This window comes from Streptomyces sp. NPDC056452, from assembly GCF_042796085.1.
GTDB lineage: Bacteria > Actinomycetota > Actinomycetes > Streptomycetales > Streptomycetaceae > Streptomyces.
Genome location: NZ_JBHTRI010000014.1, coordinates 98,922 through 119,414 on the forward strand (window position 1 = coordinate 98,922; position 20,493 = coordinate 119,414).

Below are 20,493 nucleotides of genomic sequence, written 5' to 3' on the forward strand. Positions count from 1 at the left end.
CTCCCCGGGAGGCCCGACTGCGAGCCGCTTGGTTCCGGTCGTGGAATTCGTTTCTGAACCGGCCGCCCTCACACGGTCAGCCAGCCCCGCAGCGCCGCCTGCACCCCGGCCTGGAACCGGGTCTCCGCGTTCAGAACCTGCATCAGGCGGGTGATGCGGCGGCGGACCGTGTGTACGTGGATGTCGAGGCGCCGGGCCATCGCCTCGTCCTTCAGGCCGGAGGCGAGCATCGTCAGCAGCTCCCGGTCCTCGTCCGTGATCCGGTCGTGCGTGACGGACCCAATGGGGACGGCCCGCTCCCAGACCGACTCGAACAACGGCACCAACGCGTTGCTCAGGAGTGAGTCGCTCACCACCAGGGCCGAGGCCGTCGGGTCCGCCGCGTCGGTCGGCGGCAGCAGGGTCACCCGCCGGTCCACCGTGATCAGCTTCGTCGGCAGATCCGTTCCCACCCGTATCTGGACGCCCTGCACGGCCAGATCGCCCAGGCCGCGCGCACGTCCCTGGAAGCTCAGTCCTTCCCGGTCCACCGCGACACGCACCCGGACCCCGCGCCGGACGGGTTCGGCCACGTCAAGGGGCGCGGGCATTCCGTCCGGCTGACTGGCCGCGTAGGGCGGCCGGTCCAGAAGTGCCACCTCCTCGCTCGCCGACACCAGCAGCGAGGCCACCCGCGCGGCGATCGCCGCGCCACCCCGGACCGTCTCGACGCCGGTGGCGCGGGGGGTGTTCACGGAGCTCAGCAGCTGGGCGGCGATCCGGTCGACGGATCCGGTCAGCTCCTCCAACTCGGCCGATTTGTGCAGGAGTTCGGCCTGTCTCAGGTGAATCAGGTTACGCAGCGCGGTCGCGGGAGCCACGGCGGCGGGCAGCCCCGCCGTACCTCGGGCCGGGTGGGTGAAGTGGTGCTCGGCCAGGCGGTCGAGCGCGTTCGTGACCCGGCGCACGGGCAGCCCGAGGGACTGGGCCAGCGCGGTACGGGAGGCGTGTTCGGGTACATCGAGCAACGCTTCGTACACCCGGAGTTCGTCCGATCCGAGCCCGAGCGCCTGCCATTGCGTGTCCCACCCAGTCAGCCCCACTGGCCGAATTCTTGCCTGTCAATGCAGGCCACACAAGTGTGGACGTCCACAAGTGCACACCCGGAACGCATTGTTCACACCCCCGATCCGGTACTTGCATGTCCGTATCCGATATCCGTTCATGCAGCAGTGGCACCGGAGGGGCACCGTGCGGAGTTCATCGCGCAAGAGATCAGCCAGAGAAGGACAGGGATCCGGCACCATGATCGTCGGTCAGGGCATCGCCGCAGTGCTGGCGGCCGCAGGCCTGTTGGTGACGGCGATACCGGCCGCCCACGCGGACACCGCCACCACGCCCGCCTCGTCCGAGGTGACGCCGGGTACGGAGACCGAGACTCCGTCGCTCGTCACCGGACTGAACGAGGAGGCCGCAGCCTCCGGCACCGCGGCCGACGCCGCCCGCGGCCATCTCAAGGCCAGGAAGGGCCGCTACCACATCGCGGCCACCTCGGCGAAGGACCTGGCCTCGGCCGGAACCACGACGGAGAAGGGCGGCAAGGAGACGGTCCGCCTCCAGCAGAAGTACAAGGGTGTCGAGGTCCTGGGCGGTCAGTACCTGGTCAGGATGACCAAGAAGGACGGTAAGCGCACCGTCACCGGCACGTCCGGCAACTACTTCACCGAGATCGAGCTCGACACGGTGAAGCCGAAGGTCTCCGAGAAGACCGCGATCGAGCGCGCGATCGGCGCCGTCTCCTCGCAGCTGGGCGGCGGGCTGCTCAAGGCCCCGGCCAAGGGCGAGAAGCCGGGCAAGGTCCAGCTGTCCGGTACGGCCGGCGCCGTGACCGTACTTCCGCAGGGCACCGGAGTGCTGACCCGGCACATCACCGTCACGGGCACCAACCCGGCCGACGGTTCGCCGGTCCAGCAGGAGGTGTACATCGACGCACACTCCGGCTTCCCGGTCATGCAGTACAGCGGCATCCAGACGTTCGGCGCCACGGGCACGGCCACCGGTGCCACGGACGCCGCGGCGGCCCCGGCCGGCGACGCCTCCACCGACGCCGCCGACCAGCTCGTCGTCAAGGGCAGCGGTGTCCGCTACAACGGTGACAAGGTCGACGTAAATCTGTACAAGGACTCCAAGGGTCTCCTGCAGATGATCGACTACAGCAAGCGGCCCGCCGACTCCCCGTACGAGGGCCCCATGATCGCCACGTACGACGCCCGCGGCCGTGAGGCCGGGAGCGCGTCCGGCGTATGGCCCACCGGCGTCAAGTACTTCCAGCCCGAAACCCCGGAGCTCGGCAAGGACTACACCGACTCCGGTGCCGTGGACGCCCACTGGGCGGCCGGCAAGGTCTACGACTACTACAAGAACCACTTCGACCGGAACAGCCTCGACGACAAGGACGGCTACATCTACTCCCTGGTCGGAGTGGTCAGCAACGGCCAGCCGTACAACAACGCCTTCTGGGACGGCACCAAGATGGTGTACGGCCAGGGCGGCGGCGACTACCGCACCTTCTCCGCCGACACCGACGTCGTCGGCCACGAGATGACCCACGGCGTCGTCACGCACACGGCGAACCTGGTCTACGCGGGCCAGTCCGGCGCGATGAACGAGGCCATCGCCGACTACTTCGGCAACGCCATCGACCTGGAGGCCAACGGGCAGTCGATGGACGACCCGGACGCCGGTCTCCTCGGCGAGGACCTGTGCACCACGCTCAGCCCCCGCGAGTGCGCCCTGCGCGACCTCAACGACGGCGCCACCACGGCGAAGAACTTCATCGGCGTCACCTACCGCGGTGACAACGGTGGCGTGCACCTCAACTCCACGATCTTCTCCGGCTCCCTCTGGGACATGCGCCAGGACCTCGGCGCGGAGTTCGCCGACCAGATCGTCTACCGTGCCCTGTCCGCGTACATGACGCCCCTGGACGGCTTCACCGAGGGCCGCGCCGCGGTCATCGCCGCCGCGAAGGAGCTCGGTGCCACCAAGGCCCAGCTGAAGATCGTCACGCGCTCCTTCGACGCGCACGGCATCGTGCCCGGCTGGGAGAAGGCACTAGGCGTCGACACCGACCTGATCCAGGGCAAGGTCAACATCTACAACACCGGCGTCGGTGCGGGCGGTGGCAAGTACGCCGTCTCGAACTCGAACGAGGAAGGCAGCGAGCCGTACTCCGTGTGGCTGGGCAACACGTCCGGCAAGGGCACGCCGCAGCTGGTGAGCAGCAACAACGGTGACTACAACGTCTACGCGGACACCGACGGCAAGACGGTGGTGTGGGCCCAGTACGGCAGCTCGGGCGTCCGCATCATGGCGCGCCCGGTCAAGGGCGGGCTCGCGAAGCAGGTCGACGCCATCGGCACCGACGTCTCCGGACTCGTCGTGGACGGCGACTATGTCGCGTACACCGCCTTCAACCCGCAGTTCGGGGTCACGAACGTCCGGTACGTCAACATGAAGACCGGCGAGATCGGCCTGGTCGACGGCGGTCGTCCCTACAACGTCTCGGGCCTGCCCTCCATCAAGGACGGCAAGATCGCCTACGCCAAGGTGGCTCCGGACGCGAACGGCAACTACACGCTCGGCGTCGAGGTGTTCGACGGGGCGACCGGCGTCAGGACGACGATGCCGGTTGTCGACAGCACCAAGACGTTGAGCGTAGGCCAGACCGCGATCACCGACGACGGTGTCTTCTGGATCGAGGACAACGACGCCACCGACACCGGCCAGACCGAGGTGCGCCGCGCGAACGTCGACGGCACGAACCCGGTCACCGTCGCCCCGGAGTCCAGCGACAGCCCGATGTACGCATACTCGCTGACGGCATCGGACGACGCGGTCACCGTCACCTCGCTGCCGCCGGCCACGTCGTGGGGCAACGAGACGCTGCCGAAGCTCTACCAGATGGCGCCCGACGGCAAGGGCGGCGCCCAGCGCGTCTCCTGCAACCGGGGCGACCAGGTCTACGCGACGGCCGACGAGGGCCAGCGCGTCCTGTGGCTGGACGGCACCACCGGCTACACCAACCTGGTGAAGCGCGACCGCCCGGCGGGCCGTTGCTGATCCGGGACGCATGAACGGGAGGCGGCCGGCTTTGGGGAGCCCGGCCGCCTCTCCACGTGCTCCGCCGGGAGCGGGCCGCCCCCGGCCGGTCGACCGCCCGCCCTCCCGTGCCCGCGCATGATCCGTTCGGAATGGCCTGCTGGCAGCGGAGTGAAGCTGCGGCAAGGCCCGCATGGTCATGTGCTACGACGCCGTCAGCCCGTTCTCGCCGTACTCCGACCACCAGGTCAGCTTCGGTACGTTCAGGGGCTTCGGCGCCAACGGGCGGACACCACCAGCTCCGTGGTCAGCCCTCTACGAGGTGTCCGGTTCATCAACGGGCCCGGCGGCCGCAAGCTGCTGGCCGGCGGGACCGAGAGCGGCCCTCGGGGCCTGGGACCCGTCGGTGCTCACCACGGGCTGGTCCTTCCAGTACGGCGTGGGAGGCGCGTTCCTGATAGGCGGTCGCAACTACCTCGCCGCCGACCTCGACAGTGACGGTGTCGACGACATGGTGTGGCTGAAGACGACCACGTACACCCTGTCCTGACCCGTGCCGGCTGACCGCCGGACGCTTTGCCGAGAACCCCCTGTGCCCTGCCCAGGGGGTTCTCGGCATGGCGGGAGTGCAATCGCGTGCGCGCCACAGATTCCCCTACCCACGCATGCCACCGCCCACTACATTAATCCGGAACCTCTATTCAATATCTAGAACTCGTCGGAGATGAGGCGCCGTGCACACGCTCACCTTCCTGACCATCGGCCAGGCCCCCCGTCCGGACCTGTCCGAAGCCATCGAGGCGCACCTGCCGGCGACCGCGCGCATACGGCACGCCGGCGTGCTCGACGGTCTGAGCCGCGGGGAGGTCGAGCTCCGCTTCGGGGCGACAGAGGGACGCGCGACCCTGCTGAGCCGGCTGACCGATGGCAGTTCCGTGACTCTGGACGCCGATGCGGTCGGAGCGGGGCTGCAGTCCCGCATCGATCAGGAGGAGGACGCGGGCGCCGATGTCGTGGTGCTCCTGTGCACCGGCGCGTTCCCGGGCCTGCGGACCCGGCGAGCCCGGCTCGTCGAGCCGGACGCCCTGGTCACGGGGTACGTCGGCACCGTACTGCGGGGCAGCCGTGTCGGGTTCGTCCTCCCGCTGCCCGAGCAGGTGACGGAGGCGCGGGAGAAGTGGCGGGCCGCCGTTCCTGACCCCGCTTTCACCACGGCCTCGCCGTACGCCGACAACGACGCGGCCCTGCTCGCGGCGGCGTGCACCCATCTCGAGGCCGGCGCGGACGCCCTGATGCTCGACTGCATGGGGTACGGGGCGCGGCACCGCCGGTCCCTGCGAGCGGCAGGGATCACCGTGCCGGTCCTGACGCCGGGTGCGCTGGTGGGCGCCGCCCTCGGACCCCTCCTGAGCTGAGGGCGCCTCAGCGGCCGGCGTCGGTCTCGACGTACCGCAGCCAGTACGGGTCGCCGATGCGCTTGCCGACGCGCAGGGCGGCGTCCCGTACCGCCCGGCCGAAGCGGGCCGCGTTCCCGTCGTGCAGCTCGGACGCGGGCAGTGCGACGCCTATGCCAAAGATCTGTCCGGTGTCACTGTCGAGCACGGCGGCGGAGACGCCGGCGACGTTCGGTACGTACTCGCCGCGCGAGGACTCCCAGCCATCGGCGCGCACCCTGGCCAGGCAGGACGTCAGTTCGCCGGGGGTGCGCGGTGCCGAGCCCGTGCTCTGTTCCATGCGCGCGTCGACGAGGCGCAGCACCTGCGCGTCGTCCAGGCGGGCGAGCAGCGCCCGCCCCATGGAACTGGCGTAGGCCGGTGCCCGGGTGCCGGCCGGGGTGTACGCCTGGAGGGCGCCGGTCGTCCCGAGCCGCATGTGGAGCACGAGTGACTCGGGCCCGTCGAGCACGTCCACGTACCCGGTGTATCCGATGTCGGCGACCAGCCTGGCCAGCTCCTCCTCCAGGAGGGAGGCCGTACTGCGCGAGGCACGGAAGTGGTACGAGGCCTCCATGACGAGTACGCCGGGGCGGTAGGCGCGGCTCGTCGGGTCGCGGTCGAGGAAGCCGTAGTCGGCCATCATGCTGAGCGTCCGCGACACGGAGCTCTTGGGCAGGTCCAGCGCCCCCGCGACATCCGTCACGGTCACGTCGCGCTGCAGACGCGCCATCAACTGCAGGACATCGCGCGCGTTGGCGAGTGTGCTCACCGTTCTCCCGCCTCCCCCGAGCTCCCCCGAGTCATGTCGTCCGATCGTAAGGGGCGCCCCGGCGCATCCCCGACCGCCCCTCGTCCGGGGGGCGCCCCGGCGCATCCCCGACCGCCCCTCGTCCGCGACTCCGCCCGCGACTTCGGACCGCCCACATGTCGAGAACCCGGACTCAGTCCTTGACGGCGGACTGCGCCATATGGATGATCCAGGGAGATCCAGATATTTACACCCTGTTCCATATTTTAGAACTTCCCCAGGCGACTGACAAGGCGCCCACCCGCACGGGAGCACGAAGACCCATGAGCACTGACGCCTCTCCCCAGGCAGAGACCTCGCCATCCGCGAGTGAGGGACACCGCCATCCCCGTGCCCTCGCCCCCGGCAATCTGATCCTCACCGTGGTGCTCAGCGTGTTCGGCGCGATCGTGGGGGTGCAGCTGCTCGCCACCCTCGGCGTCACCCCCAGCACCTCGCTGATCGGCGCGCTGGCCGCGATGACGCTGGCCCGCATCCCGCTCGTCTGGTTCCGCGGCTTCCGCTCGGTGCACGCACAGAACCTCGCACAGACCAGCATCTCATCGGCCACGTTCGGCGCCGCGAACAGCCTCTTCCTGCCGATCGGCATCCCGTTCCTGTTCGGGATGGACAACATGATCATCCCGATGCTCATCGGGGTGGCCGCCGCGATGCTGGTCGACGCCTGGCTGCTCTACCGGATGTACGACACGCCGGCCTTCCCCGCGAAGAACCCCTGGCCGCCGGGGCTCGCCGCCGCCCAGGCCATCAAGGCGGGCGACGAGGGCGGCCGCCGCGCCAAGGTGCTCGGCCTCGGTCTGCTGACCGGTCTGGCCGGCGCCGCGTTCGCGCTGCCGATGTCGGCGTTCGGCGTGGCCCTGATCGGCGGCCTCGGCGCCATGGCCGCCTTCGGCGTCGGCCTGCTGTTCAACCAGTACGCCGACCCGCTGTTCGGCCTCGACCTCGGCGCCATGTACCTGCCCCACGGCATGATGATGGGCGCGGGCCTGGTCGCCCTCGTCCAGGTCGGCCGCACCATCGTCCAGGCCCGGCGCACCCCGGCGGACGACACCCGCGCGACCGGACCCGCCGACGCACCGGAAGGCGCCCGGGATCTGGGGCGCTCCATGCGGCTGGGATTCGGCGCCTACCTCGTGATCTCGGTCCTGCTGGCGTTCGGCACCGGCGCCGCCACGCACATGAGCCCCGGCATGCTGATCGGCTTTCTCCTGTACGCCTCCGTCGCCGCGTTCCTGCACGAACTTCTCGTCGGCATCGCCTCGATGCACTCCGGATGGTTCCCGGCCTTCGCGATCGCCCTGATCACGCTGCTGCTCGGCATCCTCATCGGCTTCCCGCCCGAGGCCCTCGTCGTGCTGTCCGGCTTCACCGCCGCGACCGGCCCGGCCTTCGCCGACATGGGCTACGACCTCAAGGCGGGCCATCTGCTGCGCGGCGAGAACGCCGACCCGGCCTTCGAACTGGAGGGCCGCCGTCAGCAGCTGATCGCCGCGATGATCGGCTTCGGCGTCGCCATCGTCGTCGTCCTCGTCTCGTACCGGATGTTCTTCGACAACGGGCAGACCGCCCCGATCGATGCCGCTTACGTCGCCGCGATCAAAGCGGGCCCGTCCGTGGAGACCGCCCGGGACCTCGCCCTGTGGGCGATCCCCGGCGCGCTCGTCCAGCTGTTCGGCGGATCGAAGCGCCAGCTCGGCATCCTGCTGGCGACCGGGCTGCTGATCACCACACCGATGGCCGGCTGGATGGTCGCCGCCGGCGTCGCCGTCCGCGTCCTCGCCCCGCGCGTCCTCGGCCCCAAGGCCAAGGACGACCTGGAGGTCTTCGCCGGCGGCGCGATCGCCGGTGACGCCCTCTACTCGTTCGGCAACGGCGTGTTCAAGGCCGCCAAGTAGGCCACGCCGCCGGACAGCCCGTACGTCCTCTCGCACCCCTGTACAGAACCACCCTGGGAGACCCCCGTGAAGCGACAGTTGACCCATGACGACATCCGCGCGGCCGTGTTCGGCGGTGCCGTACTGGGCGGAGGCGGCGGCGGCTTCGTCGAGCGGGGTCTGCGCACCGCCGAACTGGCCCTCGAGATCGGCATACCGGAGCTGTGGACGGCCGACGAGTTCGCGGACGGCGACCTGACCGCGACGGTGGCCCTGGTGGGCGCCCCCGCCGCTCCCGACCCGCGGGTTCTGCCCACGCACCTGCTGCGCGCCCTGGAGCTGCTCCGCCGTGACCTGCCGCGCCCGCTCGTCGCGATCCACACGAACGAGAACGGCGCCGAGACCACCATCAACGGCTGGTTCCACTCCGCGATGACCGGCCTGCCCGTCATCGACCTGGCCTGCAACGGCCGCGCCCACCCCTCCAGCGTGATGGGCGCGATGGGCCTGCACCAGGAGGAGGGTTACCTCTCCAGCCAGGGCTACGCGGGCGGCAAGCCGTACGCGTACGTCGAGGGCTCGGTCTCCGGCGGCCTGGAGGCCACATCGAACGTGGTCCGGCGCGCCTCCGTCGAGGCGGGCGGCTGGGTGGGCGTCGCCCGCAACCCCGTCGAAGTCGGCTACGCGGTGCGCAACGGCGCCCCGGGCGCGATCGGTTTCGCCATCGAACTGGGCCGCCGCTTCCTGGCGGGCGGCGTGCTCGGCGCCGCCCAGCATCTCGGCGGTGAGATCGCCGTGACCGGCACGGTGCGCGAGTACCGCTGCGAGCAGCGGGAGGGCCTGGACGTCGGCGTCGCGGTCCTGGACGACCAGGCGAGCACCACCCTGTACATCGTCAACGAGTACATGGCGCTCGATGTCGCCGGTGCGCGCCGGGCATCGTTCCCCGACCTGATCACGACGTTCGACGAGGCCGGACAGCCGCTCGCCTCCGCGGACGTCGAGGTCGGCAAGCAGGTGAGCGTCCTGGTCGCCCCGGCGGAGAACCTGCTGCTCTCGCGGACGATGTACATGCCCGAGGTGTACGCGCCGGTGGAGGAGCTGCTCGGCATCCGGTTCGCCCCGGCCGCGAAGGTCCTCGCCGATGCCTGAGCAGGTTCCGGCCGGTGTCGCCGAGGCCGGCCCCGTACGGGAGTTCTGTGACGCCCAGTGGGAGACGGAGGTACTCCCCCTCGTCCAGCGGCACATCCGTGTCCCGGCGGTCAGCCCCGCGTACGACCCTGACTGGGAGGCCCACGGCCACCTCGACCGGGCCGTCGACGAGGCGGCCGCGTGGCTCCGGGACGTGCCCCTGCCGGGCCTGCGGGTGGAGGTCCTGCGCGCTCCCGGACGTACGCCGCTCATCTTCTTCGAGGTGCCGGGCGAGGGAACGCGGGCGCAGGAGACCGTCCTGTTCTACGGCCATCTCGACAAGCAGCCCGAGGGCGACGGATGGACCGAGGGCCGCACCGCGTGGGAACCGGCCTTCGACCACCCCTGGCTGTACGGCCGTGGCGGCGCCGACGACGGGTACGCACTGCCCGCGTCGGTGACCGCAGTGCGGGCGCTCGCCGAGCAGGGCGCGGCCCGGCCGCGCTGCGTCGGCGTGTTCGAGGCCGGTGAGGAGTCGGGCAGCCCCGACCTCGACCACTGGTTCGCCCTGCTCGCGCCGCGCATCGGCGAGGTGGGCCTGGTGGTCTGCCTGGACTCCGGGGCGGGCGACTACGAACGGCTGTGGCTGGTCACGTCGTTGCGCGGGGCCTGCGGCGGGACGCTCGACGTGCGGGTCCTCGGCGACGGCGCGCACTCCGGGGACGCGGGCGGCGTGGTGCCGTCGTCGTTCCGGGTGCTGCGGCAGTTGCTGGACCGGCTGGAGGACGGCGCGACGGGTTCGCTGCGCCCGGACGTACTGCACAGCGAGGTGCCGGACGAGCGGCGCGCCCAGACGCGTGACGCGGCGGCCCTGCTGGGCGAGCAGGTCTGGGGCCGCTTCGACTGGTACGGGAACGCGTCCCCGGTGACGCGCGACCCCGAGGAGCTTCTCCTCAACCGGGCCTGGCGCCCCAGCCTGGAGGTCACCGGAGCGGACGGAATTCCTCCGGTGGCGTCGGCGGGCAACGTGCTGCGTCCGCACACCCGCGTCAAGGTCTCGCTGCGGCTGCCCCCCACGGTGGACAGCGCGGCAGCCCTCTCGGAGGTCGGCCGGATCCTTGAGGCGGACCCGCCGTACGGCACGTCGGTCCGGTTCACGCCCGACCGGGTCGTCGCCGACGGCTGGCACGCACCCGCCGAACAGCCGTGGCTCAAAGCGGCACTGTCGGCGGCGAGCCGGGCCTGCTTCGACGGGGCGGACGTCGCCCGCATCGGGCAGGGCGGCACGATTCCCCTGATGGGCAAGCTGACCCGGCAGTTCCCCGAGGCGCAGTTCCTGGCGTGCGGAGTGCTGGGCCCGGGCGCGAACGCCCATGGTCCGAACGAGTCCCTCCACGTCCCCTACGCGCGACGCCTCACAGCCGGCCTGTCGCTGATCCTCAACGACTACGCGCTGCTGGCCTGCGCGGACTGAACGGATCGCTCCAGCTCGGCCTGTGCGGGAGGGCCCGCCCCGGAATGCTTCCGGGGCGGGCCCTCCCGCTCTTTCGGACCTGCCGGATCAGCTCGTCAGGTCGGGGCGCTGCGTCACCCGGATCGAGTTGACCAGCGTCGTGCCGGTGACCGCCTTGAAGCCCACGTCCAGCCGGCCGTCAGTGACCTTGACCGTGAACGTCCTGGACAGCGCGGTCCGGGCGGCGCCCGACTCCAGGCGGACGTCCACGTCCGGAACCTTCTCCAGGCCTTCGGCCGTCACGTCGAAGACGCGCTGTCCCGGCTTCACGCCCGCCGGCTCGGCAAATCCGAGCTCCACCTGGTAGACGCCGTTCGGGACGGCTCCGAAGCGGTACTCGCCGACACCCTCCCGGCCGGAGCGCAGCAGTTGCTGCTCCTGGGAGCTGCCGGCACCCGCGATGTCCTTGCGGGTGTACGTGAGGACGGTGCTGTCGCCCACGTACCCGAACGCGCCCTCCGCATAGGCCCGGTCCGCCGTCCAGGTGTCGCCGGCGGCGTCCACGGACGCGGTGTCCGCGCCGACGTCCACACCCTTCTGATACGCCGGGACGACCAGCTTCAGCGGCAGGGAGAGCGTCGGTGTGCGGGCGCTCTCCGATGTCAGCACGAGGGTTCCCGTGTAGACGGTGCCGGGCTTGGCGGCCGTCGTGTCGAACGTCAGCGTGACCTGCTGCCGCGCACCCGCGCCGAGGGTGCCGGACGCCGGGGCGACCTTCAGCCAGGAGGCGCCGGACTTCTCCGCGACGGTGTACGCGGCGGACGAGCCGTCATTGCTGAGGGTCAGGGTGCGGCGGCGCTGCTCGCCCGCCGGAACGACCAGCTGCCAGCCGGAACCGTTGTCGGCCCGGACCGCGCCGGTGGTCAGGGCGGACTCGGTGCGCAGCACGGACAGGCTGCCCATCTCGGCTGTGCGGGTCGCCGTGGCGTAGTGAGGTGCGGTGATCGTGACCTTGTGGTCGGCCGCGGCGGTCACCGGGACCTGCGTCAGGTAGGCGCCGTCGGCCCGGGTGGTGGCGGTGCCGACGGCGGTGCCTCCCCGGCTGACGGTGACGGTGGCGCCGGAGACCGGCTTGCCGTCATTGGCGTCGGTCACCGTGCCGGAGACGACGGCATGACCCTCGGGCCGGAACCGGATCGCCATGCCGTCGCGGACGGAGAGCTCGTTGTACGAGTACTGGAGCGCGTCGGTGCCGTCGTGGTTCTCCGCACCGATGGTGGCGCCGGTGCCCTGTGCGAAGCCCTTCTCGCTCGGGTCGATGCCCTTGTAGTGGAAGGAGTAGGTGCCGTCCTCGCCGAGCACGGCGGCGAAGCCGATGCGCTGTGTGGTGTCGCGGGCCAGGAGCATGTCGCGCCACTCGACGACGTACTCACGGTGTGGCGCGGTGCCGCGCACCGCCGTGTAGATGCCGGAGGAGGCGTCCATGGCGAGCTGGTCCCAGAACGGGGAGAGCGCGCCGTTGGCCGGGCTCCTGTTCGGCAGCGGGCCGTTGCCCATCAGCCCGAGGTAGCCGAAGATCACCTGGCCGTCGCGGGCGACCCAGCCCTTGTCGTACGTGTGGCCGTACAGGGCGAGGGGAAACGGCGGGGTGACCGGCGCGTACGCCTCGGACGGCTTCAGGAGATCGAGCTTCGTCTCGCCGGCCGGGAAGTCCGCGGTCACCTGACTGCACGTCGTGCCGAAGGCGTCGGTGCGGGTGGCGAGGGCGATGTCCCTGGTGGCCGCGCCCGTGGCCATGTCGAGCGCGATGCCGATGGTGGCCGCGCAGTGGTTGAGCGGTGTCAGGCTGACCTGGTAACTGCCGACGGGCAGCGTCAGCCTGTACGTCCCGTCGGAGGCGGTTGCCGCGCGGACCGGGGTGCCCTGCACCTTGATGGCGACGTCGGCCTCGGTGCCGGAGTCGCTGCGGACGGTGCCGGTCACGGTGCCGGTGGGGGCGGTGGCGAGCGCCGTGTCGTGGAGCGTGGAGCCGCCGTCGGTGACGGTGAGCGTGGCCCTGTCCGTGAGGTAGCCGAACTTGGTCACGGTGGCCGTGTACTCGCCGGAGACCAGGCGGGGGAAGGCGTAGGTGCCGTCCTTCTTCGTGGTCAGGGTGGCGTGCGTCGGGCCGGCCACGGAGACCTGGACGTCGGCGGCCCGGTCGCCACCGATGGTGACGGTGCCGGTGAGAGCCCCGATGTGGTCGCGCGGGGCGGCGTTGACGGCGGCGTACGCGTCGAGCCGGCCTTCGCCGTACACGTTGTTGAAGTCCGCGGTGCCACCACAGGTGGTGTCGTCGACGTCGGTCGCCGACTTGTTCAGCACCGCCTCGGTCGCGTTGACGTCACCGCGCAGCGCCGGGGCGGCCGACCAGAGCAGGGCGACGGTGGCCGCGGTGTGCGGTGAGGCCATCGACGTACCGGACTTGGCGGCGTAGCCGCCGCCGGGGGCGGCCGAGCGGATGTTCACTCCGGGTGCCGCGATGTTCGGCTTGACGGTGCCTTCGACACCGGGGCCGCGCGAGGAGAAGGAGGCGATCTTGTTGTTGCTGTCGAAGGCGCCCGAGGCGTACGTGTTCGTATAGGCGCCCGGGGAACCGGCCGTGTCGCAGCCCGGGCCGTCGTTGCCGTTGGAGAAGGACGGGAAGATGCCGGCGTCCCGCCAGGACTGGACCATCGCCTGGTACCAGGTGTCCAGGCTGTCGGATCCCCAGGAGTTGTTGATGACGTCGGGGGCGAGATCGGGCCGCGGGTTCTGGCCGTCGGCGTCCGTCGGCGCGAGCATCCACTGCCCGGCGGAGAGCAGCGCCTCGCGCGGGCAGTTCTCGGTCGTGCAGGCCTTGGCGGCGACCCAGCGGGCACCGGGCGCGACGCCGATGGTGTTGATCGTGCCGTCCTCACCGGCCATGGTTCCTATGGTGTGGGTGCCGTGCCCCTGGTCGTCGCACGGTTGCGCCGTGCCGCACGTGTGGGTCGCGTCGAACCAGTTGTAGGCGTGGTCGTACGTACCGTCGGCCTTCAGGCCCCGGTAACCGGCCGCGAGTGCGGGGTGCTGGAAGTCGGCGCCGGTGTCGATGCTGCCGATGACGACACCTTCGCCGCGCACGCCGAACTCGTTCCACACCTTGGGTGCGTTGATGCGGTCGACGTTCCATTCGACGCCGCCGGCCTCGGCCTCGTCGACGCCGTCCGCCGTGGGCGGCAGCGGGACGGTGTCGTCGGCCTCGATCGACTCGACGTCGGAGCGGGCGGCGATCTTCGTGGCAAGCGCCTTGCTCCCGGTGACCTTGACGGTGTTGCTGATCCAGTACGACGTGTAGGACGCGCCGGCCTGCTTCAACAGCGCCGTGAGTCCCTGCTGCGAGCTCTTGGCGTATCCGGTCTTGGCCTTCAGGACGGCACGGCCCTGACCGGTCTTGGTAGTGGCCTTCCTCGCGGCCGAGGTGTCGGCCTGCGAGTCGAGCTGCACCCAGAACGAGACCTTGTCGTGCGAGGTGAAGTCCTTGAGCAGGGCGCTGTCCGCCTTGCTCTGCAAGGTGGACGCAGCGGTCGGTGCGGGGTCGGCGGCAACGGCCGGAAGTGCGCCCAGGAAGGGTGCTCCGATGACCGTGGCCAGTGTGGTGGCGAGCAGTCCTCGCCACCGGAGTCTGTGTCTGTTCACGTCTGAACTCCTCATGTGGTCAGCTGCTCAGGTCGGGGCGCTGGGTGACGCGGACGGCGTTGACGAGGGTCTTCTCGGCTCCGGTGGCGACCAGACGGAGGTTGAGCTGCCCGTCGCTGACGGTGACCGTGAAGGACTTGGTCAGCGCCCGGTAGCTGCCGCCGGTCTCAGCGACGATGTCCAGGTCGGGCAGGTGGACGGAGCCCTCGGCGAGGACATCGGTGAGGCGCTGTCCGGCCGTGACCTTGACGACCTCGGCGAAGTCCAGCTCGACCTGGTAGGTACCGTCGGGCACCTGGTCGAAGCGGTACTCGAGGGCGCCTTCGCGAGCGGTGCGGAACAGCTTGTCGTCGGTGGTGTCCTCGATGGCGTTGGTGGTGCTCGTCTTCGAGGACTGGCCGACGAAGCCGTACGAGCCGGCGGTGTACTTCCGGTCCGGGGTCCAGGCATCGGCGGCGGAGTCGGTGTACGCCTTGGCCCCGCCGGCGTCTATGGCCGTCCGGTAAGCGGGTACGGACACGGTCACCGGGATCTTGATCTCGGCGGCGCGGCCGCTGTCGGACGCGACGACGAGGGTGCCCTTGAGGACGGTGCCGGGCGCCACGCCGTGCGTGTCGAAAGTGAGGACGACCTTCTGCTCAGCGCCCTTCGCCAGTTGTCCCTCGGCCGGCGCGGCACCGAACCAGCCGGCGCCGGCCGCCTCGCTGACCGTATAGGCAGTGTCGGAACCGGAGTTGGCGAGAGTGAGGGTGCGCTGTCTGCTCTGCTCGGCGGGTACGACGACGGTCGTCGCGGCGGCGGGCGTGGCGGTGACCCGGCCCGTGGCAAGCGTTGTGGAGAGCCGCTCGGTGGAACCGGACGCGAGGGGCACGGTGCCCTCGTACGCCGTGTAGTGCGCGGCGGAGACGGTGACGTCGTAGTCGGTCCGGTCGCCGGTCACCGGCGTCTGCACGAGGTAGGTGCCGTCGGACCCGGTGGTCCCGGTCGCGACGGGTTCACCGTCACGGGCGACGGTGACCGTGGCTCCGGCGACCGCCTTGTTGTCGTTGCCGTCGGTGACGGTGCCGGTCAGGGCGGCGCTGCGGGTGGGCGTGAACTCGACCGCCAGGCCCTCGCTCACGGACGCCTGGTCGAGGGAGTACTGCAGGGCGTCGGTGCCGTCCGCGTTCTCGGCTCCGATCGTGGCACCCAGGCCCCGTGCGTAGTCGCCGTCGGCGAGGTTGCGGTAGTGGAAGGAGTACGTGCCGTCCTCACCGATCACCACGGCGAAGTCGAGCTTCTGGGTGCGAGCGGCGCTGGTCGCCATGTTCCGCCACTCCACGACGACTTCGCGGTGCGGCGCGGTGCCCCGGGCCGACCAGTACATGTCGCCGGTGCCGGTGGCCAGCTGGAGGTTGTCCCAGAACGGGTAGAGCGAGCCGTTGGGAAAGCCCGTGTAGGGCAGGGACCGGTTGGTTCCGGTGTTGAGGGACTTCTCGAAGCTGAGGTAGCCCTCGACGTTCGCTGCGGCCTGCGTGTACGTCCGGCCGTACAGCGCCACGGGGAAGGGAAACTTGAACCCGGCTGATCCTTCGTAGTCGCTGCTCGTGCTGAGCTTGGTCGCTCCGGACGGAAACGCGGCACTCTGCGTGGTCCTGCAGATGGTGCCGAACCGGTCGCCGCGGTTGGGCACGGCGAGGTCCTTGCTGCCGTCGCCCGCGGGAACCTCGACACTGAACGATCCGCCCGTGGCGCACCGGGAGACGGGAGTGACCGTCAACTGGTAGGTACCCGCGGGCAGTTGGAGCCTGTACGTGCCGTCGGCCGCCGTCGTCGTGGCGGTGTCGGCGGGGGCACCCGCCACCTCGATCCGCGCACCTGGCTCTGGGCCGGACAGGGTGCGCACGGTGCCGGAGAGCGTGCCGGCGGGGGCGGTGACGAGGCTCAGGTCGCGGGTGGTGGTGGCGTCCTCGGTGACGGTGGCGGTGGACGTGGCGGGTGTGTAGCCGTACTTGGTGACCTTGACCCGGTAGTCGCCGACCATGAGTTTCGGCAGGCTGTACGTTCCGTCGGCGCGGGTGTCGGCCAGGGCGTTCATCGGCCCGTCGAGCTCCACGGTGGCGCCGGACACGGGCGCGCCGTCGGAGGTGACCGTTCCGAGGAGACCACCGAGCGGGCCGCGCGGAACGGACGCGACGGCCTGGTAGGCGTCGAGCCGGCCCTCGCCGAACACGTTGTTGTTCTCGGCGCTGCCGCCGCATGTGATGTCGTCGACGTCGTGTGCCGTGCGGTCGAGGAGGCGCTCGGTGGCCGCGACGTCGCCGCGGATCGCCGGGGAAGCCGCCCACATCAGGGCGACGGTGGCGGCGGTGTGCGGTGAAGCCATCGACGTACCGGACATGATGGCGTATCCGCCGCCGGGCGCGGCCGAACGGATGTCGACGCCGGGGGCCGCGATATCGGGCTTGACCGCTCCGTCCTCGCCGGTGCCCCGGGAGGAGAAGTACGCGATGGCGCCGTCGCTGCCGTAGGCGCCGGTGGCGTAGCTGTTGGTGTAGGCACCCGGCGAGCCGGCGGTGGCGCAGTCCGGGCCCGCGTTGCCGTTGGAGAACGCGGGGAAGATCCCGGCGTCGGTCCACGCCTGGACCATGTCCTTGTACCAGGTGTCGATGACGTCGGCGCCCCACGAGTTGTTCACCACGTCGGGGGCGAGTTCCGGGCGCGGGTCGTTGCCGTTGCTGTCGGTGGGCGCGAGGATCCACTGGCCGGCGGCCATCAGCGCGTCCTGCGGGCAGCCGAGCGGGGTGCACGCCTTGGCGGCGATCCACCGGGCTCCCGGGGCGACACCGATCCGGTTGCCGTCGTGGTCGTCGCCGACCATGGTGCCCATGGTGTGGGTGCCGTGTCCGTGGTCGTCGCAGGGGGCGTCGCCCGAGCAACTCGCGGTGGCGTCGTACCAGTTGTGGTCGTGTACGTATGCGCCGTCGGTCTTCAGGCCGCGGTACGTGCTCATCAGTGTCGAGTGCTGGTAGTCGACGCCGGTGTCGATGTTCGCGATGACCATCCCGTCACCGCGCACGCCCAGTTCGTCCCAGACCTTGGGGACGTCGATGCTGTCGAGGTTCCACTCGACGCCGTTGACCGTCGGCTGCTGCTCGGCGGGCAGTTCGTCGGGCAGTTGAAGCAGTTGGTCGGCCGCGAGGGAGGCGACCTCGGGGCGCGCGGCGATCTTCGTGGCGAGGGCCTTGTCACCGGTGATCTTGAGGGTGTTGCTGATCCAGTACGAGGTGGAGTGCGCGCCCGCCTGCTTCACCAGTGCCTCGATGCCAGGCCTGCGTGGTGCTCGCGTGCTTCTTCTTGGCGGTGATGAGGGCCTTGTCACGCCCGGTCCGCGTCTTCGCCTTCTTCGCGGCCGAGGTGTCGGCACGGGAGCCGAGCTGCACCCAGAAGGTCGTGGTGTCCTTCTTGTCCAGCTGCTTGACGACTTCGGCGTCGACCTTGACCCGCAGGGTGGATGCGGGTGTCGGTGCGGGGTCGGCGGTGGCGGGGACCGCTGCGAGGAGCGGCACCCCCATGGCCATGGTGAGCGCGACGGCCAGCAGGCCGTGCCGTCGCGCGAGTTGCTGTCTCACGTGCGGACTCTCTTTCCGGAGGGTGTGAGCAGGGGGCGGGGACCGGGCGGTGCCGGTCCCCGCCTGGGCAGGGGGGCGGCGTCAGCCCAGGTCGGGCCGGTGGGTGACGCGGATCGTGTTGACGAGGGGCTTGTCGGCGGGGCTCGCGAACCGCCCCGGTCCTCGGCGTCGAGCTACGCGCGCACCGCGCCGTCCGTCTTCTGCGCGTACGGGTTCGGCTCGGGCGGGGCGGCCACCGATGCCGGCATCACCCCCATCAATGGCAGGCTCATGACACCCGAGAGCAGGGCTGCGACGACGGTTCGCCGTCGTGCGGTGACTTGCCTCAACACGCACTCTCCTTTACCGGAAACCCGCGCAGGAACCGCGGAATGATCGCCAGCGATGACCACACAGCAGTATGGGAGCGGTACAGGGGGTCACCGGAGGCGTGGGGCTGGCGAGTTGGCGACATGACGTCCACTCGCCAACCGATCGTCCGGACGGGGTGGAGCGCGCTCTCCCGAACGCGGGGTGCCCCCGGACGCGACGGCGTCCGGGGCACCCGGCGGGGCGGGCCGGTCCCGTCATTTCACGACGTGCGCCCGGGTGATGGTCTGTTGTACGGAGTTGCCGTCGGCGTCCTGCGCGCCGATCCGCAGGGACACGTAGCCGGCGCCCTCGGGATGGCGGGTTGTGACGGTGAACCGGCCGCCGTCACCACCGGTCACTCCCGCCTGGTGCCAGGTCGTCCCGTCGTCGTACGAGACCTCCGCCGTCAGCGTCCTCGCCCGCACGGGGCCGGCCGTGCCGGGTTCCTCGGTACGCACGGCGAAGCTGAACTTCCCTCCTGCGGAGGCACGGTTGAGCAGGTCCAGCGGCAGGTCGTAGTAGAGCTGCAGCAACGGAAGCGGCGCCGTTCCGGAGGCCGGGCGGGCCGAGGTGAAGCGCCACTCCGAGTGCGTCTTCGTGGACAGCTTCCAGTACGCGGCGGTGCGGGAACTGTCCATGGTCAGCGTGTACTCGGTCGGCTCGGCGTACGGGGCAGGGAACGAGCCGGTGGCCGTGATGCGTTTCGCCAGCACCTCACCGTGTGCGGAGAGCTGGGTGGTGAACTTGTCGGTGACGTAGGAGTACACGCCGTCGTGGCCGGCCTGGGAGTCGGTCCAGGGCGTGATGGCCAGGTTCATCTGGGGCCGATTCGGCGGCGGTGGGCACCTGGCCGAGGCCGCCCGGGCCGAGGGCGAAGGCTGTGGCCACCGCCAGGAGCGGTAACCGTCCGGATCCGGGCACGCGGGACTCCTTGTCGACACGGGAGGTGCGGGGAGACCCCCGGATCGTCGCGGAGTGCCGTGCCGCGGGACAAGGCGTACCGCTGGCGAGTGTGAGACAGCTCGGCCGCTGTCGTCGCTTCACCACCGGCGGTGTGCCGTGGCGTCACATCCAGTTGTTCCGCATGGCGTACCAGCCGAGCTGGAGCCGGGAGGACACCGATGCCAGGTCCATGAGCGCCCGCAGTCTGCGCTGCACCGTCCGGGGCGAGGTACCGAGCTGTTTGGCGGTCGCCGCGTCCGTGAGTCCGGAGAGCATGAGCTGCAGGATCTGCCGGTCGACCGGGGTGAGTTCGGCGACCTCTCGGAGGTACGGCCGGGAGTGCCGCCACACGGTGGCGAACAGCTCCGTCACCAGCGTCGTCAGCGGCTGCCGCAGCAGCACCGCACGTTCCGGGCTGAGCTGGACCATGGCGATGTCCCCGTCGGCCACGGCCAGTTTGAGCAGCGGGCTGTCCGTCACCCGGACCTGCTCACCGCGTCGCACCCGTTCCTCCAGGGCGGCCACCGCCGCCGGTTCGGCGAGGAAGTCGCGGTCGACCAGGAGCTGGTAGGTGACACCGGACGGGGCCCGGCGGTCGCCGTCGGACGCGTCCGACGCCTCCGACAGGGTCTGCGGCACCGGCGTGATCCTGTTCAGGCCGGTCAGGAACGCCTGGAACGTGTGGCGCGCTCCCGTTTCGAGCTCCAGGATCCGGCCGGCCTGGGCCGCAGGACCGTCGACGGTCTCCACGTACACCAGGCCGTCGTCCTCGGGCCGGTCCCTGAGCAGGGCCGCCACGGCCGCCTCGGCGCGGCGCAGATCGTCCCCGAGCTGCCGGAAGACGGCGTGCAGCCGTTCCGTGGCGGCCTCCGCGTCCGCGGCGGTGGTCGGCACGCGATCGGCCCGGGGAGGCGTCTCGCGCGACTCCCCCGATGTCGTCACTGATCGTCCAGGATCGGGCATGGGCGTCAGTCTCGCCGACGGCCTCGGCCCTGTCTCGCGCCCGGGAAGGCGTGCGCAGCCGCCCGGAAAGGCCGGTTCACCGCCTCAGCACTGGTCCGTGAAGGGTTTGTCGACGCTCCGGGCACGGAGTGGCGAAATTGCGTCA

Annotated in this window: 14 protein-coding genes; 6 read left to right on the forward strand and 8 right to left on the reverse strand. The window is 70.7% G+C overall.

Annotation, left to right across the window (positions count from 1 at the left end):
• Positions 1 to 68 precede the first annotated feature (68 nt).
• The gene (locus tag ACFQ6X_RS16450) at positions 69 to 1,082 is read right to left on the reverse strand and encodes a LuxR family transcriptional regulator (protein WP_383181973.1); all 1,014 of its coding nucleotides are present in this window, start codon (positions 1,080 to 1,082) and stop codon (positions 69 to 71) included.
• Positions 1,083 to 1,284: 202 nt separating this feature from the next.
• Here ACFQ6X_RS16450 and ACFQ6X_RS16455 point away from each other — a divergent pair, with 202 nt between their 5' ends.
• The 3 genes from ACFQ6X_RS16455 to ACFQ6X_RS16465 all read left to right on the forward strand — a co-directional run bounded on the left by ACFQ6X_RS16455 (position 1,285) and on the right by ACFQ6X_RS16465 (position 5,495).
• On the forward strand, positions 1,285 to 4,101 hold the full coding sequence (locus tag ACFQ6X_RS16455; protein WP_383181975.1) for a M4 family metallopeptidase: 2,817 nt from the start codon (positions 1,285 to 1,287) through the stop codon (positions 4,099 to 4,101).
• Between the two features lie 178 nt (positions 4,102 to 4,279).
• Entirely contained in the window at positions 4,280 to 4,630 is a 351-nt protein-coding gene (locus ACFQ6X_RS16460; protein ID WP_383181977.1) for a hypothetical protein, read from the forward strand.
• Between the two features lie 184 nt (positions 4,631 to 4,814).
• Entirely contained in the window at positions 4,815 to 5,495 is a 681-nt protein-coding gene (locus ACFQ6X_RS16465) for an AroM family protein (RefSeq protein WP_383181979.1), read from the forward strand.
• Between the two features lie 7 nt (positions 5,496 to 5,502).
• Here the strand turns inward: ACFQ6X_RS16465 and ACFQ6X_RS16470 are convergent, their stop codons facing one another.
• Positions 5,503 to 6,285 carry an IclR family transcriptional regulator gene (locus ACFQ6X_RS16470; RefSeq protein ID WP_383181980.1) on the reverse strand — a complete coding sequence of 261 codons (783 nt, stop codon included), beginning with the start codon at positions 6,283 to 6,285 and terminating at the stop codon, positions 5,503 to 5,505.
• Positions 6,286 to 6,587: 302 nt separating this feature from the next.
• On the opposite strand from ACFQ6X_RS16470, the gene ACFQ6X_RS16475 reads away from it, so the two are divergent.
• The 3 genes from ACFQ6X_RS16475 (at position 6,588) to ACFQ6X_RS16485 (ending at position 10,803) form a co-directional block, all read left to right on the forward strand.
• Positions 6,588 to 8,219 (forward strand): OPT/YSL family transporter, encoded by a 1,632-nt coding sequence (locus ACFQ6X_RS16475; protein WP_383181982.1) that lies wholly within the window; start codon positions 6,588 to 6,590, stop codon positions 8,217 to 8,219.
• 66 nt (positions 8,220 to 8,285) lie between these two features.
• Positions 8,286 to 9,350: a DUF917 family protein gene (locus ACFQ6X_RS16480; protein WP_383181984.1), complete on the forward strand. Its 1,065-nt coding sequence runs from the start codon at positions 8,286 to 8,288 to the stop codon at positions 9,348 to 9,350.
• Entirely contained in the window at positions 9,343 to 10,803 is a 1,461-nt protein-coding gene (locus ACFQ6X_RS16485) for a M20/M25/M40 family metallo-hydrolase (RefSeq protein WP_383181986.1), read from the forward strand. The genes ACFQ6X_RS16480 and ACFQ6X_RS16485 overlap by 8 nt, the downstream gene beginning before the upstream one ends.
• Before the next feature lie 87 nt (positions 10,804 to 10,890).
• Here ACFQ6X_RS16485 and ACFQ6X_RS16490 read toward each other — a convergent pair whose 3' ends face one another.
• From ACFQ6X_RS16490 to ACFQ6X_RS16515, 6 genes are all read right to left on the reverse strand, one after another.
• Positions 10,891 to 14,481, reverse strand: coding sequence for a S8 family serine peptidase (locus tag ACFQ6X_RS16490; protein ID WP_383181988.1), 3,591 nt, complete (start codon positions 14,479 to 14,481; stop codon positions 10,891 to 10,893).
• 19 nt (positions 14,482 to 14,500) lie between these two features.
• Complete coding sequence (locus tag ACFQ6X_RS16495) at positions 14,501 to 17,773, reverse strand: S8 family serine peptidase (protein WP_383181990.1); 3,273 nt, start codon at positions 17,771 to 17,773, stop codon at positions 14,501 to 14,503.
• Positions 17,709 to 18,092, reverse strand: a complete 384-nt coding sequence (locus tag ACFQ6X_RS16500) for a hypothetical protein (protein ID WP_383181992.1) — start codon at positions 18,090 to 18,092, stop codon at positions 17,709 to 17,711. Before ACFQ6X_RS16500 ends, ACFQ6X_RS16495 begins: the two co-directional genes overlap by 65 nt.
• Before the next feature lie 173 nt (positions 18,093 to 18,265).
• Positions 18,266 to 18,424: a hypothetical protein gene (locus ACFQ6X_RS16505; protein WP_383181994.1), complete on the reverse strand. Its 159-nt coding sequence runs from the start codon at positions 18,422 to 18,424 to the stop codon at positions 18,266 to 18,268.
• A 234-nt stretch (positions 18,425 to 18,658) separates the two neighbouring features.
• The gene (locus tag ACFQ6X_RS16510; protein WP_383181996.1) at positions 18,659 to 19,261 is read right to left on the reverse strand and encodes a hypothetical protein; all 603 of its coding nucleotides are present in this window, start codon (positions 19,259 to 19,261) and stop codon (positions 18,659 to 18,661) included.
• Between the two features lie 247 nt (positions 19,262 to 19,508).
• Entirely contained in the window at positions 19,509 to 20,279 is a 771-nt protein-coding gene (locus ACFQ6X_RS16515; RefSeq protein WP_383181998.1) for a sigma factor-like helix-turn-helix DNA-binding protein, read from the reverse strand.
• Positions 20,280 to 20,493: the final 214 nt, after the last annotated feature.